Genomic DNA, 13977 nt, shown 5'->3' on the forward strand with positions numbered 1-13977 from the left:
AACACTGAGCGCCCGGCGAGGTAGAGCGCGGGCCCTCCGAGGATGGCTCCGACCCAGGCGGGTTTGGCCTCTCCGGATGGATCTATGAGGACGAGTTCGGAGCCGGCCGAGGTGGCGAGGATGCCGGACACCATGAGCAGGTGGGCGAACTCGGCCCACCGACCGAGCCGGCCCGGGTCGGCGGATGCCGCGATGGCCTCGCCCAGGATCTGGCCGGCTCGATAGAAGTAGATCCGCCACAGCAACACCGTGGTGAGGAACGACAAGGTAAGGGCCATCATTCGTTCGGCCACGATCGAGCCGCGGAGAAGACTCGACCCGGAGGTCAGGATCGTCTCGCCAAGCGCGACAATGACAAGCTGCCAGTAGCGCTCGGCCAGGTGCTCGCCCGCGACGGCCCACGGGGACACCCGCGAGCGGCCCAGCCCCGGTATCGGCCAGCCGAGCCTGGCCCCCAGGTAGTCGATTGCCAGGGCCACCGTCCACAGCGAATTGCGCGTCACCTCGGGAGCGAAGGCTCCGGCGAGCCACGGTACGGCCGACGCACTGAACCAGATGAGCGCCAACATATTGACGCGGCGCAAATTGTGACCGCGCACGATGCCCACGAAGAAGAGGGTGCGGCCCACCTGAATCGCGACATAGGTGCTCGCGAACAGCATGCCAGTGTCGGCGAGAGCCCCCGCAATCGCGACCGCCATGAGCAGGCTTCCGTACATCGTCGCGACGACAACGAACTGGATCGGCGGCTGGAACGGATCGAATCTGCTGGTCACCCATGCCGTCTGGGTCCAGATCCACCACAGGGCCAACAGCAGCAGCAGAGTCTCGCCGTTCTCCGCGAGGGAGGTGGTCAACCGCTCCGCGACGTGCCCCCTGGTGTAGTCCAACACCAACTCGTGCACAATTCGGGTGAGCGCGAAGACGTAAACGAGATCGAAGAACAGTTCCAGGAACGTCGGCCGCTGCGGACTCTCACGCCTGCGCAGCAGATTGGCCACTCTGTTACTCGTCACCCGGCCCGCTCGCTTCGTCGGCTAGTCGCTGAAGCAGTCGTACCACGTTGCCGGAGCGATCACGGACAAAAGACGCATCCGCGATGGAGGATGTTGCAGCTCGCCGGAGCGGGACCCGCCTGTCGGGCCGCACCCGGCGACGTTCAACGGTGGAGCGCGCACCGCCGGTCCCACGCCACCCCCGCACACTGGTAGCCGTCGTCTGCCGTTCCAGGAAATCAATATAATTTTTCTACTTTGGACGACTTACCAGGAAACATGAGCCCTGTGCTGCGGCACCCCCGCTCCAGGGCGCTACCGGGACAAGGGAGCGGCATGGCTCGGCACGAGCGGCCCGTAGATCCGACGGCTGGACCGTTGTCGTCCTTCGCCCATGAGCTACGGAAGTTACGTGTCGAAGCGGGCAACCCCACCTACCGGCGATTGGCCGAGGTGGCCGGCTACAGCGCCTCGACCCTCTCCGCCGCTGCCAGCGGAATCCGGCAACCCAGCCTCGACGTGCTGCTCGCGTACGTCGGGGCCTGCGGCGGGGACACCGCCCAGTGGAGGCAGCGTTGGCTCGAACTGGACGAGGAACTGCGGCCCGCCAGTTCGGCCAGCGCGCCAGCCGACCCGGCAAGGGCAGAAACACCCGACCCGACGCCGGCCGAACCGCTCGCCACACCCTTCGCCGAGTCACCATCCACTGTGACTGCCGGAGATTCACCCGCCCCGGCCACTGACGAGCCAACCGACGGCGCGGCCGGACCGGCCCACGATCGGCCCGCGAGCCCCCCGCGGCACCGGAAACTCCGACGGCGACTGGCGCTGGCGGCGGTGGCGGTCGCCGGTATCGCCGGTACCGCCGCCGTGGTGCCGATGACCCAGCTGAGGTGGCCGGCCAGCGGGGCGACGGCAGCCGCCGGCACGACGACCACCACAGCCTGCCCGGCGACCACCACGGACGCCGCCTTCACCGCCGTCACGTACGGCGGTGGCGTGCACGTCCGGAGCGAGCCCCGCCGCGACCAGGGCATCCTCTACACCATTCCGCCCGGCTGCGTGGTCGGGCTCACCGGCTACTGCCTGGGTGAGCGGATTGCCGACTCCACTTCCCAGACCCCCGACATCCGCTGGTTCACCCTCGCCGACGGTGGGCTGATCGCCTCCGGGGTGGTGCACGGCAACCCGCCCGCAGGCCTGGAACCGTCCCGCTGCCGGGGCGACCGACCCGGGCCGGCCGCGATCGCCCTCGCGATCGCCCCCGATGTGACCGGCCCGGGTGGGTGGCGGCTGAGCGCGACCGGCACGAACGTGGAGATCGTCGGCTTTGCCGCCTACTACGCGGACGACTCCGCGCTGCCGGCGGAGCGCCGCTGGCACCAGATCGGATTGACTGGATTGGCCGCCCCGCCGTTCGACCTCGTCTGGAAGCTCGACCGCCTGTCCGTGCAACCTGGACCCACTGCCGAGATCCCGGTGGCCGCTGTCGCCTGTTTCGGCGGTGGCGCGCCGACCGACGTACTCGACGTGCGGGCGGCCCGACCCGACGGCTCCAGCACCGCCGAGGCCCTGCCCCTCGCCGCCGACCAGCGGCTCGCGGCCCGTCGTACCGCCTGCCTCTACCCCTGACGGGGGCGTACGCGGACGGCCACCGGTGGCCCGGCGGGACGGATCCCACCGGGCCACCGGTCAGGCGTCACCGAACTCAACAGCCCTGGCGACCGGAGTGGATCCAGTAGGTGGTGCCGGCCCAGTCCATCTCGCCGTACGCGTCGACGCAGTTGTTCGCCGTGCCGGTCACTCCGCGCGGCCCGGCGTAGTACAGGTAGTCGGCGTTGTCCTTGGTGGAGACCGCGGTGGCGGTGCACGAGCCGCTTCCGGAGGTCTCCGCGCACCGGGCGATCTGCACGGAGGTCCGCGCCGAGGAGCCGTACGCCGCGCCGCGGTGGTACATGCAGGCGCTGTTCGTGCCGCCGTTGGTGCTGTTGTAGTAGATGACCAGCTCGGCAACGGGCTTGCTCGGCGGGTACGCGTAGCTGTAGGTGACAGTGCCCGAGCAGGCCACCGCCGCCTGCGACGGGGCCGCCGTGACGACCAGCACCGTGCCGAAGGTCAGCAACGCCACCAGCGCTCCGAACACCTTGCGCAGCATCATGACTTCCACTCCTCCGGGACGAGGTTGGTTGACAGCCGTCCCGTCGTCCACTTCTACGGAACAGAGAAGTTGATCGCCGCTGATGGTGGCGCCAATCAATCAATCCCGCACAACGCTGGACAACCGCGTACCGCGTCTCCGCACCGCGCCGTCGCTGTAGTGGAACTTCTCGTCGCCACGCAGCAGGATGCTCACCGAAGCCAGCCGAGGAGGCGGGCCGGTGCCGTGCGGCGCCGGCCAGCTCCAAGGGTTTGCTCGGCCGCCAGGGCGCAACATCAGAACGAGACATCGATCTTGTCATCACCCTCGATTCTCCGCTGTCTGCATGTCCGCCCCGCTCTGGTATGTACCGATCCGGCGGGAAAGGTCGCTGCGGGTTTGACCTGTCGGCACCGGGTGCGTCTCTGACGCTCGTTGGATCACCAGCGCGGCCGTGGCAGGCAAGGTGCGAGAGGAACGCAGCGTCGCCTCAATCGCCGAAATAGGCTGTCGGTCATGCATGGGTTCACCGACGTCGATCGCCAGTCAAACCCGGACTCGTGGGTCGGCGTACTGGACCGCCTCACCCAGGAGCCCTTTTACCAGGCATACCAGCAGCGGGTTCGGGAGTTGCTCCAGCCGGTGCCTGGCCGTCGGTATGTCGATGTTGGCGCTGGCACCGGGGCAAGTGCAGCCACGCTGAAAGATGACCACGGCGCCAGTGTGGCAACCGTGGACTCTTCCCTGACCATGGCCGCTGCCACGCGAGCCCGGGGCGTGACACAATGCACAGTCGCCGACGCCCATCACCTGCCGTTTCTCGACAACTCCTTTGACGGGGCATGGGCCGATCGCACCCTGCAACACCTCGCCGATCCCCAGGCCGCGATCAAGGAACTCATCAGGGTGGTACGGCCCGTTGGACGCATCGTCCTCGCAGACCCCGACTACGACACTCAGGTACTCGACATCGCCGACCAGAACCTGGCCCGACGCGTGCTGCGATTCCGAGCCGATGTCCTCCTCCGCAACGGCACCCTGGCTCATCAACATGCCGGCCTTCTCGCCACACACGGACTGGTCGACATCACCGTCGAACCTCGACCGTTGCTCGTCCGGAACCCGACCGCCGTCGACAACGTTCTCGGCCTCCGCAGTTGGGCTGCCACGGCTGCTCAACGCGGTGTACTCCACCCCGCAGAAGCGCGTGCGTTCGAAGACCAGTTCGACGAGGCGGTCGTCGCACAGCGGTTCACCTACGCGGTCACGTTCTTCCTCACCGCCGCCACCGTCGCCTGAGGCGGGAGCACCCGGCGCAAGAACGTCGGATGTCGAAGCGGAACAAAGAGCTGCCGCTTTACCAGAGGTGGTGCCGTCGTTGACCGCTCCGAGATCCAGATTGACCAGATCACGCCGCATTCGCTGGGCAACCTGGTGTGGCGGGCCGTGGTTACACTGACGCCTCGAATGCCCCTGCTCGGCAACGGAAACGGAGGCGCGATGGCTAATCCGCTGTTGGACGCCGAGGATGCGAGGGAACGCCTGGAGGCATGGCAGGCCAATGCCGTGCGCCGGGCCGCCGACACGCAGGCCGCCAGTGCCGGCTTGCGCGCGCTGCGGGTCACGGCCAGCGACGCCCACGGGATCGTCGAGGTCACCGTCGACTCCACGGGGGCGATGGCCGACGTCCGGCTCTCCGCGCGGGTGCAGCGCGTGAGCCTGGAGCAGACGCAGCAGGCGATCATGGGCGCCTATCGCAACGCGCGGGTCAAGCTCGCCGAGGCCGCCGCCGAAGTCGTGCGGGAGACGGTCGGCGCCGACTCGGCGACCGGCCGGGCCCTGCTGGCCGGATTCCGGACCGCCGACACCGAGGACGAAGAGGGGCGTTACTGATGCACGGGGGGTTCGAGGTCGACGTCGAGGCCCTGCGCGCGCACGCCACGGCCATGTTGGCCATTCACGACCGCTTCGCCGCCGTCAAGGCAGCGAGCGCCACCATCTTCCAGGCCGACGAAGCGTACGGGCAGCTCTGCCAGTTCTTACCGCCCATCCTGGAGGGACGCCACCGGGACCAGGACAAGGGCGTGGGGATGCTCGCCGAGAACATCGCGCTGCTCGCCGCGGGAATCAAGAGAAACGCCGACGCCTACGAGCGGGCCGAGGAGTCGAACACCGACGGCTTCAACTCCTTCCACTCCGCGACCTGAGCCGGCCTGGCGCCCTCTCATGAGCAACCCACTGGTCGCCACGACCTCCGACATCGCTTCGACAAGCGCCGCGCACCGCGACGGCTGGACCGGCCTGCCGCTCGCCGACGACTACATGGGCATCAAGGCCGCCATCGACTCCGGCAGCTGGATCGACGGCTCAGTGGCGGGCTTGGGCGCCGCTCTCGACGGGGCGTCCATCGTCATCGACCCGTTCAGCACGCTCCTGTCGATGGGCATCGAGTGGGCCATCGAGCAGGTCGAGCCACTGAAGCAGGCACTCGTCTGGGTGGCCGGGGACCCCGAGACCATCGAGACGCACGCCTTGACCTGGGACAACATGGCCAGTGAGTTGTTCTCCATCGCCGAGGACCTCAAGGCGCGGCTGGTCGGCGACCTCGACGGATGGCAGGGCACGGCCGCCGACGCCTACCGCGACATCCTGACCATCAACATCGACGTCGCCGGGATCTTCGCGGGCACGGCCGCCGGCATGGGTGCCGCGACCCGTGGCGCGGGGGTCCTGGTGCAGACGGTGCGGGAGGTGGTGCGCGCCTTCATCGCCGACTGCATCGCCAAGGTCGTGGTGTGGCTGGCCGAGGTGGTCTTCTCTGTCGGCTTCGCCACACCGCTGGTCGCCTCCCAGCTCGCGGTCGCCGTCGTCCGCTGGACCGGCCGCATCTTCGGCTGGCTGATGGGCCTGATCAGCAGCCTCTCCGCCCTTCGCGCACTCCTCGACGTCTAGGCGGCCCACGATGCGACAACTCATGGCGGCTCTGCGGACCACCGCCGTCGTGGTGGTCCTGTTCGCTGTGGCGGGTATCCACAAGCGGCCCCCGGGCCCCACCCCACCGCACGGCGGTGGCGACGATGGCGCCAAGCCTAAAAAGTTCAACCCGGCAATGATGCCCAAGCGCGTGGGAGCGGCCCAGCAGCACGGCCTCAAGCGCGCCGGGGAAGGCCGCCCGAAGGACGCCGACACATCCGAGCCCGAGGTACCCAAGAGGACCAACCCCTGGGACGACCCCGAGTTCGCCGACGCCCTGTACGACATGGACCGCTTCGGTCAGATGGGCGACGGGGCGATGGACAAGATCTGGGACGGCGACGGCAAGGGCAATGGCGACCACAAGCCCTCCTCCACCGAGCCCGGCAAGACGCGCTTCCCGCCCGGCACCACCAGGGAGCAGGTCGAGGGCTGGTTCAAGAGCATCGCCGCCAACCCCGACAGCCGCCCTCAGGCGCGTCCCGGCGGCGACGGCTGGGTCGTCATCGGCACTCGCGACGGCATCACCTGCAAAGTTACCCTGGACAAGGACGGCAGCATCTCCGGCGGCCACCCCGTCAGCGGCGAGGGCGTCACCACCAACCCGCTGCCCTAACCACCGCACCCACGGGAGACCCATGGAAGTCAACGATTACATCCGGCGCACCCTCCGGATCATCGACCAGCTCGCACCCAAGATCAGCCCGAAGTACCTGCCGATCGTCCGGGACGCCGCCGGCGCCGGGGCCTGGGACCTGGCGATCACGACGCTCGTCGGCGCCGTGTGGGAGGAGGGCGTTGTGATCACCACGGCGGAGAAGGACGCGCTGCGGGAGCTCATGGAGTACCTCCAGGAGCCTCTGACGCGCCTGGAGCAGATCCGGACCTCGGACTGACGGCCGAAGCGTAGATCGGGCCCCTCGAACCCTGCACCGTGTCGACCTCCGCCCCCGCTGGCACTCCCCCGCCGAGGCCGCCGTCCTGCTCGGCTTCGGCATCTCCAAGGTCAGGACGCGGGTGGGAACGGGAGCCAGCGGCCAGACGACCGCCACAGACGACGCGTCCTGGCCAGCCTCACCCAGTCGTCACCGTACGGATCTTCTCCAGAATGCGGTCGGCGTCCTGGCCCAACTCCACGACGATGTCCAGCGCTTCCCGCCACACCCCACGCGCCGCCGACCGTTCGCCCACAGCGAGATGGGTGTCGCCGAGGTGCGTAAGCGTGGTTGACTCGTAGTAGCGTTCGCCCGCCTCGCGCCAGAGCGACAGGGCCTGTCGGTAGCACTCGGTGGCCTCGGGATACTGGCCCAGATGGTGGTGCACGCACCCGAGGCTGTCCCAGGTGTGAGCCTGCCAGTAGCGGTCACCGGCCTCCTGTTGCAGCAGCAGCGCCCGCTGGCAGTGGTGTAGCGCAAGCTCGTGGTCACCGAGCTGGCTGTGGTACCAACCCGCGTTGTTCAGGGCGTTCGCCTGCCCGGCTCGGTGCCCGGCCGCCCGGAACAGCCGATGCGCCAGTTCGGCGTAGCGCAGGGCGAGCCGGGGCTGACCGCGATGCTCGGCGACCGTACCCAGGTTGAGCAGGGTGCGGGCCTGCCCGACCTGGTCGCCGAGCTCGCGGTAGAGCCGCACCGCGTGCCACAGGTGGTCGCGGGCCTCGCCGTGCAGACCCCGACGCAGATGCGCGATGGAGATGTTGCGGTGTGCGCGGGCCTGCCCGTCCCGGTCCCCGACCCGGCGGGCCGCCTCCAGCGCGAGCTGTTGAACGAATGCCTGGTCATGCCAGCGGCCACACCGGTCCAGGAACGTGGTCAGGGCCCAGCCGAGCTGCCACGCGTGGACGTCGTACCCGTCGCCGCCGGCCCGTCGCAGAAGATCGAGCAGCACCGGGTACTCCTGGCTGAACCAGGTCCGGGCGACCTCGCGGTCGCCGATGGCCGCCACGGTCACGCCCGCCACCGCCGGTGGTAGCCGGATCGGATCCCGATGCGGATGCAATCGCAGGTCGGCGAGGTGGGCGCTGGCCAGGTAGTGGTCAAACATCCGGTTGGTCACCGCGAGCCGCTCGGCGCCGTCCTCCTCAATGTCCGTCCGCTCCATGGCGTACGCGCGGAGCAGATCGTGCATCGTGTACCTGCCGGGCGTGTGCTCGGTGACCATGTGCGCGTGCGCGAGCTCAGCCAACAGCGGGCGTACCCGCGCGGGTGGAACACCGGCGAGGCTGGCCGCGGCGACCACACCCAGATCCGGGCCGGGATGGATGCCGAGCAGTCGGAACAGGCGCGCGGCCGGACCGCTCAGGGCGCGGTACGACCAGGAGAAGACCGAGCGGACGTCGGTCTCGGCGTCGGTGAACCCCTCCAGACCTCCGTGGGCCAGGTCCAGTTCCTCGGCGATGGCCCGCAGCGAGAAGCGGGGGTGGTCGACCAGCCGGGACGCAACGATGGCCAGTGCCAGGGGCAGCCCCGCCGACCGGGCCGCGATCGTCGCGACGGCTGCCGGCTCGGCGGTGAGCCGGGTCGCTCCGAGGCGGCGGATCAACATACTGTGCGCGTCGCCGAGCGGCAGCGGGTCGACGGTGATCGGATGGGCCCCCTCGGTCATCACCAGGCCGGTCAGCCTGCTGCGGCTGGTGACCAGGGTGAGGCAGCCGGGTCCACCCGGCAGCAGCGGGCGGACGTGCTCGCTGTCGCGGGCGTTGTCCAGCACCAGCAGGACCCGACGACCGGCCAGCAGCGTGCGCAGCAACGCCGACTGGGCGGCGAGCCCTTCGGGCAGCTGCTGTGCCGGCACCTCGAACGCGTCCAGGAAGCCACGAACCGCCTCACCGGGGTCAAGCGGCGGACCGGTTGGATGGAAGCCGCGCAGATCGACGTGAAGGTGGCCGTCCGGAAACCGGTCGGCCACGAGGCGGGCGAAGTGGACCGCCAGGGCCGTCTTCCCCACCCCCGCGATGCCGGAGAGGACCGCCACCATGGCCGTGCGGGTCCGAGCCCCCGCGTCCAGCAGCCCGGACAACTCGTCAAGCTCGGCGGTGCGTCCGGTGAAGGCGTACGGAGACGCGGGTAGCTGCGCCGGAACCGGCTTGGTCGTGGTCGATGCCTCCGGCTGGCTGGGCTCCGGCCGGGAGATTGCCGCAGGCGCCGTGACCGGTGCCAGTCGCGGGTCGGCGTTGAGGATTGCCCGGTGCAGCTCGGTCAGTTCCGGTCCCGGCTCGATCCCTAGTTCACCCACCAGCAGTCGGCGTACCTGGTGATACGTCCGGAGCGCCTCGGTCCGGCGGCCTGCCCGGTACAGGGCGAGCATGAGCTGCCCGTGGGCCCGTTCGCGCAGTGGTTCCGCCGCGACCAGGTCGGCGATCTCGTCCACGAGTTCGGCTCCGCCGCCCAGCGTGAGTTCAAGCGACAGGCGTTCTTCCTGGAGGCTGCGGCGTTGGTCGTTAAGCTGCGCCGCCGCCGCCTCGACCAGCCGGCCGGTCACTCCGGTGAAGGCGGACCCGCGCCACAGCGCCAGCGCCTCCCGCAGGTGGACGACCGCGCCGGTCAGGTCACCGGCCGCAGCGAGCCGGCGGCCCTGCCGTGCGCGCTCGACGAAGACCCGCAGGTCGATCTCGTCGTCCGGGACGCGAAGCAGGTAACCGCCGGAGTCGGTGACGATCTCGCCAGCCCGCGCCAACTGCCTCCGCAAGGTCGACACGCAGTTGCGGACCACCTTGACCGAGCTGGTGGGCGGATGCTCGTCCCAGATCACGTCGACCAGCCGCGACAGCGGCACCACGTGGTTCGCGTCGAGCAACAGGGCAGCCAGGATCCGTTGCTCCCGTGCTGCGCCCAGGGAGATCTGGCCAGCGTCGAGACGTACTCGGAGCGGGCCCAGCGCCTCGAACCTCACGTACCTCCCGCCCTCGTCCGCGCCGCACGAGCTGTTCTCCGTGAACCGCGTGGGACCGCCGAATGAGCCCCGCCACCGCGGATTTTCCCACCGCTACGAGCTATTGCACAGCCAACTGTCGATGGCTCTGTTCCGTAATGTTTCGGCGCCGCCGGGGACGAGCCGGGGATCGATCGGGGACGGCCGGGCGCAGGGTGCTCCGGAAGAGTCACTGCTGTGCGGGAGGAAGTCATGATGCATCGCAAGATCTGGTTCGGCCTGCTCGTGCTGGCCCTGGCAACGGTCTCCCTCGGCTTCGGGGCGCGCGGCCAGGCCGACCCCGGCTGGCCGGGCCCACCGCCACGACACCGGGCCACGGAACTCTCCGACGCGATCCTGTTCAACGACGGGCCGGCTGCCTTCCGACTGGTCTACCTGCAGCGCCCGCCGACCCGGTGGACATCGGCGCTGCGGTACGCCCAGAGCGCGCTCAACGCCGAGCTGACCCGCCGGGGCACCTGGTCCGACGTGATGATCGGGCAACGGGTACAGAGCGGCAACCCGGTCGTGGTGCGCGACGGGCTCGTCACCCTCGTCGCACTGGCCCGCGAGGTGTTCAACCGGACATTCGGCAAGGAGACCGTGGACTCCGCCGTGCTCCTGGTCAACGACGCCCTGTTGGAGAACGCGTACGAGGTCGTCCGGGCAGACTCCTACATCGACATGGACAACAACAACCGCACCCCGCTGGAGGTCGGCACCATCCGGGCCGTCTTCGCCGGTGGCTTCGCCGACTGGTCCTGGGACATGGCCGGAAACCCAGCGCCACGGGCCAAACTGGTGCAGGACCAGTTCATCGCGACCATCGCCCGCGACCTGCGAGCCGGGTAGTCGACGGTGGACGACACCCGGTTGGGCCGGTGGATCGCCGGGATCGCGGTGGTCGCCATGCTCCTCGTGGGCTACCTCACCAGGGCGGTGCTGCCGGTGGCTGCGATGCCGGCCCCGCCCGGCCGGACAGTGGCCCGCGCACTCGTACCGGAAGGCTGGGCGTTCTTCACCCGCGACCCCCGCCGGCCCAGCCCGGTGGCCTACACGACGGACCGGGACGGCCGGTGGCGGCCCGCCTCGAGCAGCAGCCGCGGCCCGGCCGGCCTGGACAAGCGGGACCGTGCCCGCAGCGCCGAGATCTCGCTGCTGACCCGCCGACTCGACGGAACCTCGTGGACCCGGTGTGACGGGGAACCCTCCACCTGCCTGGCCGCCGCCCGGGCCACGGCGGTGACCAACACCGCCACCGTACGCACGCTCTGCGGCGACATCGGGATCGTCCTTCAGGAGGTACTGCCATGGGCCTGGAACGACCTGCCGACCGTGCTCCCGTCCCGGCTGGCCCGCCTCGCGGTGAGCTGCTAGACCGGTGGCTGGCCCGGCTCGGCCGGCGCTGCCGTCCCGCCCTGGCCGTCGCGCCCTGGTCGAGCGGATTCGGGCTGGCCCGTACGCTGCTGGCCACCGGCACCTGCGCCACCCTGCTAGTCAACCCGCCGGCGGTCCTGCTGTCGATGGACAGCGCCGAGGCCTGCACCGGGCCGGCCGCCGCCGGCATCTGGTGTGTGCTGCCCGCCCAGCAGGGGCAGCATGCCGCGTGGGCGGCGATCGCCGTGCTGATAGTGGTGGCCAGCGGCTGGCGGCCCCGCTGGACGGCACTGCCGCACTGGTACATCTCGTGGAGCGTGATCGCGAACCTGTCCGCGTTGGACGGCGGTGACCACATCACCGCGACCCTCAGCCTGTTGCTGCTTCCGATTGCCCTCACCGACCCCCGGCGGTGGCACTGGCAACCGCCCCCGGCGGGCACCGCGATCGGCGCCGGCCGGGTGGTCGCGTACGCCGCTCTGGTTCTCGTCTGGCTCCAGGTCGCCGTCGTGTATCTGCACGCCTGCATCGCGAAGCTCGGCGTCACCGAGTGGGCCGACGGTACGGCGATGTTCTACTGGCTACGCACACCCGGGTACGAGCCACCCGACTTCCTGCGTCCGCTCATCGAAGCGGTCACCGGTTCCGCAGTGGGGGTGACGCTGTTCACCTGGTCGGTGCTCGTGCTGGAGTTCGCCCTGGCCCTCGCCCGGCTGATGCCCGCCGAGCTGCGCCGCCTGCTCCTGGTCGCCGGGCTGGTGTTCCACGTCGGTATCGCGGTCGTCCTGGAGTTGGTCACCTTCGGTCTCGCGATGAGTGGGGCGCTGCTGCTGTACCTGTTGCCCGTGGGACACCAGGTCAGGCTGCCGGCGATCGTGGTGGCGCGGGTGGGCGGTGCCCGTCGAGCAAGTCGGTAGGCGGCCTGTGGGCCCGAGCACTTCGACGCGGATTGGTACTCCAGTTACGTGGCTTTGGCGCTGGGCGTGGCGCAGGCATGAAGACAGCCCGACTGAGAGTGGGCGATGCTGGTATCGAACCAGCGACCCCTTCGGTGTGAACTCTCGGCGAGCCGGCCCGATCGGGTGTCATCCGAGGTCGTACGGCGTGCTGGGGTCGCTTCGGGTCGGGTTCGGTGGGAAGGGTTGCTGTACTTCGCTGCTGTACTGCTGGCGTCAGACGACGCGTTGGATTCGGACCTTCGGGCGCTCGTTCCTGAGGTGGCCATGCTTGTGCTGGCGGACCTGCTCGTCCCAGACCTCCTGGTCGTAGTCCGGGTCCGGTGGGATCCACTTGTGCGAGCCGTCGCTGTAGTGGAACTTCTCGTCACCCGCCCGCAGGATGCTCATCGGGTCCAGCCGAGGAATCGGTGATGCAGGTGGCCGGCCGGAACGTAAGCCAAGTCCTGGGCGGCGTCGACAAGTTGGGCGGCCAGGTAAAGGGCCAATGACACCGGGGCTCGGTCGTACTCGGCTCGCAGCTCCCGCCGCCGGGTCTGGCAGGGCCACTCCCCCGCACAACCGCCGCACGTCCAGAGCGGCTTGATCGGATGGTGAGTCGTCATCGCGTGCCGTCCTGGCTGGGCCAGTGGCCACGGTTGATCGGGATGCGGTGACGGCTTCGGCATGGCAGATCGCCTCCGCAGCGGCAGATGCGCCGCCAGTGTCGCCAGGACCAGACCGGCCGATGACGGCGAGCGAGAGTCAGCGCCACCGCCAGCACGTACTCGTCGTACGAGACTCGCTTCACCGACTCGCCTCGCCCGCTTGCGCCAGGGTCTGCCCTGCCCGCGCCGAAGGAAGCACTGCTGTCTCCTTGTGCCGGACCAATCTGGAGGCGTGGATGCCCGAACGCGGGGGACGCGCCGAACATCCACGCCGACGAGGACGGCCCACAGCGCCAACCGAGGGAATCGACCTCCTCGGCAACCTCCCATAGGTACCGTTGGGTAGTCAAGGGCTGACGTAGGTGGTCTACTCGTGTTGCCAACCGAGGAGAGCGACGTGCCACCGCGTTACCGCTATGAGCAAATTGCCGACGACCTCGCCGAACGCATCAAGTCCGGCGAGTTCCAGCCCGGCTCCAAGCTACCGAGCCGGCGAGAGCTGATCGAGCACTACGGTGTTACCGAGCCGGTGATCGACCGCGCCATGCAGGTGCTACGGATCAAGGGGATGACCGAAACGCTTCCCGGCGTTGGCGTCTTCGTCACCGAGTAGATCTCCTCGCAGGGCTTTTGGCTGCTCGGCCTGTAGCGGTCAAGCGATTTGCCGCTCGTCCCGTCATTACCGCCGTCGGTCGGACAACAGCTCAATCAATCGATCGCCCCGATCGACAAGTTGGTCAACCGCATGCAGCGTGCGACGGAGCTCACGCAGGTTGGCCAGTGCACCTGCGGGTGCGCCATGCGGGATCACCGGCCGCATACCGGAATCCGTGTCCGTTGCCTCGGATACATCTGCGGGGGTCCAGTACGGTGACGCTGGAAACGGCTCTTTTGCTTCGCCTAGACCCTGCAACAGATCGTCAAGGTCGTTCATTGCGTCAACCAGCAACCGGGCGGCCGAGGTCAACTCAGGATCATCCACTGCC

17 protein-coding genes are annotated in these 13977 nt (G+C 69.2%); 11 read left to right on the forward strand and 6 right to left on the reverse strand.

All coding sequences use genetic code 11. From position 1 onward, the window contains the following. Positions 1-1001 (reverse strand): low temperature requirement protein A (locus KBX53_RS06425; protein ID WP_210858128.1); only part of this gene is annotated, 1001 nt, incomplete at its 3' end. A 330-nt stretch (positions 1002-1331) separates the two neighbouring features. On the opposite strand from KBX53_RS06425, the gene KBX53_RS06430 reads away from it, so the two are divergent. Next, positions 1332-2627, forward strand: coding sequence for a helix-turn-helix domain-containing protein (locus tag KBX53_RS06430; protein ID WP_210858129.1), 1296 nt, complete (start codon positions 1332-1334; stop codon positions 2625-2627). A gap of 76 nt (positions 2628-2703) precedes the next feature. On the opposite strand, the gene KBX53_RS06435 is transcribed toward KBX53_RS06430, so the two are convergent. Further along, positions 2704-3153 carry a hypothetical protein gene (locus KBX53_RS06435; RefSeq protein WP_156057646.1) on the reverse strand — a complete coding sequence of 150 codons (450 nt, stop codon included), beginning with the start codon at positions 3151-3153 and terminating at the stop codon, positions 2704-2706. Positions 3154-3648: 495 nt separating this feature from the next. Between KBX53_RS06435 and KBX53_RS06440 the strand changes: the two genes are divergently transcribed. The 6 genes from KBX53_RS06440 (at position 3649) to KBX53_RS06465 (ending at position 7001) form a co-directional block, all read left to right on the forward strand. Beyond that, positions 3649-4431 (forward strand): methyltransferase domain-containing protein, encoded by a 783-nt coding sequence (locus tag KBX53_RS06440; RefSeq protein WP_210858130.1) that lies wholly within the window; start codon positions 3649-3651, stop codon positions 4429-4431. Between the two features lie 168 nt (positions 4432-4599). Next, positions 4600-5025 (forward strand): YbaB/EbfC family nucleoid-associated protein, encoded by a 426-nt coding sequence (locus KBX53_RS06445; protein WP_210858131.1) that lies wholly within the window; start codon positions 4600-4602, stop codon positions 5023-5025. Then, positions 5025-5339 carry a hypothetical protein gene (locus tag KBX53_RS06450; RefSeq protein WP_210858132.1) on the forward strand — a complete coding sequence of 105 codons (315 nt, stop codon included), beginning with the start codon at positions 5025-5027 and terminating at the stop codon, positions 5337-5339. The genes KBX53_RS06445 and KBX53_RS06450 overlap by 1 nt, the downstream gene beginning before the upstream one ends. Before the next feature lie 19 nt (positions 5340-5358). Next, entirely contained in the window at positions 5359-6084 is a 726-nt protein-coding gene (locus KBX53_RS06455) for a WXG100 family type VII secretion target (RefSeq protein ID WP_210858133.1), read from the forward strand. Positions 6085-6106: 22 nt separating this feature from the next. Next, positions 6107-6721, forward strand: coding sequence for an EndoU domain-containing protein (locus tag KBX53_RS06460; RefSeq protein WP_030333697.1), 615 nt, complete (start codon positions 6107-6109; stop codon positions 6719-6721). 22 nt (positions 6722-6743) lie between these two features. Beyond that, positions 6744-7001, forward strand: a complete 258-nt coding sequence (locus KBX53_RS06465; protein WP_030333696.1) for a hypothetical protein — start codon at positions 6744-6746, stop codon at positions 6999-7001. A gap of 178 nt (positions 7002-7179) precedes the next feature. Here KBX53_RS06465 and KBX53_RS06470 read toward each other — a convergent pair whose 3' ends face one another. After that, positions 7180-9993 (reverse strand): BTAD domain-containing putative transcriptional regulator, encoded by a 2814-nt coding sequence (locus tag KBX53_RS06470; protein ID WP_210858134.1) that lies wholly within the window; start codon positions 9991-9993, stop codon positions 7180-7182. A 231-nt stretch (positions 9994-10224) separates the two neighbouring features. On the opposite strand from KBX53_RS06470, the gene KBX53_RS06475 reads away from it, so the two are divergent. The 3 genes from KBX53_RS06475 to KBX53_RS06485 are packed head-to-tail and all read left to right on the forward strand — an operon-like array spanning position 10225 to position 12305. Beyond that, on the forward strand, positions 10225-10863 hold the full coding sequence (locus KBX53_RS06475; protein WP_130399913.1) for a hypothetical protein: 639 nt from the start codon (positions 10225-10227) through the stop codon (positions 10861-10863). A gap of 6 nt (positions 10864-10869) precedes the next feature. Continuing rightward, entirely contained in the window at positions 10870-11388 is a 519-nt protein-coding gene (locus KBX53_RS06480; RefSeq protein ID WP_210858135.1) for an SdpA family antimicrobial peptide system protein, read from the forward strand. Next, positions 11322-12305 carry a sporulation-delaying protein SdpB family protein gene (locus tag KBX53_RS06485; protein WP_210858136.1) on the forward strand — a complete coding sequence of 328 codons (984 nt, stop codon included), beginning with the start codon at positions 11322-11324 and terminating at the stop codon, positions 12303-12305. Before KBX53_RS06480 ends, KBX53_RS06485 begins: the two co-directional genes overlap by 67 nt. Positions 12306-12560: 255 nt before the next feature. Here KBX53_RS06485 and KBX53_RS06490 read toward each other — a convergent pair whose 3' ends face one another. Further along, positions 12561-12734, reverse strand: coding sequence for a hypothetical protein (locus tag KBX53_RS06490; RefSeq protein ID WP_210858137.1), 174 nt, complete (start codon positions 12732-12734; stop codon positions 12561-12563). After that, complete coding sequence (locus KBX53_RS37100) at positions 12731-12949, reverse strand: flavin reductase (RefSeq protein WP_309140721.1); 219 nt, start codon at positions 12947-12949, stop codon at positions 12731-12733. Before KBX53_RS37100 ends, KBX53_RS06490 begins: the two co-directional genes overlap by 4 nt. Positions 12950-13364: 415 nt before the next feature. On the opposite strand from KBX53_RS37100, the gene KBX53_RS06495 reads away from it, so the two are divergent. Beyond that, positions 13365-13604, forward strand: a complete 240-nt coding sequence (locus tag KBX53_RS06495; RefSeq protein ID WP_210858138.1) for a GntR family transcriptional regulator — start codon at positions 13365-13367, stop codon at positions 13602-13604. Between the two features lie 66 nt (positions 13605-13670). Here KBX53_RS06495 and KBX53_RS06500 read toward each other — a convergent pair. Further along, on the reverse strand, positions 13671-13977 hold a 307-nt coding region (locus KBX53_RS06500), incomplete at its 5' end, for a hypothetical protein (RefSeq protein ID WP_210858139.1).

The sequence above is a fragment of the Micromonospora sp. M51 genome (assembly GCF_018070305.1).
GTDB classification, from domain to species: Bacteria; Actinomycetota; Actinomycetes; order Mycobacteriales; family Micromonosporaceae; genus Micromonospora; species Micromonospora parva.

Coding starts and splice junctions, on each gene's coding strand:
- KBX53_RS06430 (WP_210858129.1), top strand. CDS start 1,332: ATGGCTCGGCACGAGCGGCCCGTAGATCCGACGGCTGGACCGTTGTCG.
- KBX53_RS06435 (WP_156057646.1), bottom strand. CDS start 3,153: ATGATGCTGCGCAAGGTGTTCGGAGCGCTGGTGGCGTTGCTGACCTTC.
- KBX53_RS06440 (WP_210858130.1), top strand. CDS start 3,649: ATGCATGGGTTCACCGACGTCGATCGCCAGTCAAACCCGGACTCGTGG.
- KBX53_RS06445 (WP_210858131.1), top strand. CDS start 4,600: ATGCCCCTGCTCGGCAACGGAAACGGAGGCGCGATGGCTAATCCGCTG.
- KBX53_RS06450 (WP_210858132.1), top strand. CDS start 5,025: ATGCACGGGGGGTTCGAGGTCGACGTCGAGGCCCTGCGCGCGCACGCC.
- KBX53_RS06455 (WP_210858133.1), top strand. CDS start 5,359: ATGAGCAACCCACTGGTCGCCACGACCTCCGACATCGCTTCGACAAGC.
- KBX53_RS06460 (WP_030333697.1), top strand. CDS start 6,107: ATGGCGGCTCTGCGGACCACCGCCGTCGTGGTGGTCCTGTTCGCTGTG.
- KBX53_RS06465 (WP_030333696.1), top strand. CDS start 6,744: ATGGAAGTCAACGATTACATCCGGCGCACCCTCCGGATCATCGACCAG.
- KBX53_RS06475 (WP_130399913.1), top strand. CDS start 10,225: ATGATGCATCGCAAGATCTGGTTCGGCCTGCTCGTGCTGGCCCTGGCA.
- KBX53_RS06485 (WP_210858136.1), top strand. CDS start 11,322: ATGGGCCTGGAACGACCTGCCGACCGTGCTCCCGTCCCGGCTGGCCCG.
- KBX53_RS06490 (WP_210858137.1), bottom strand. CDS start 12,734: ATGAGCATCCTGCGGGCGGGTGACGAGAAGTTCCACTACAGCGACGGC.
- KBX53_RS37100 (WP_309140721.1), bottom strand. CDS start 12,949: ATGACGACTCACCATCCGATCAAGCCGCTCTGGACGTGCGGCGGTTGT.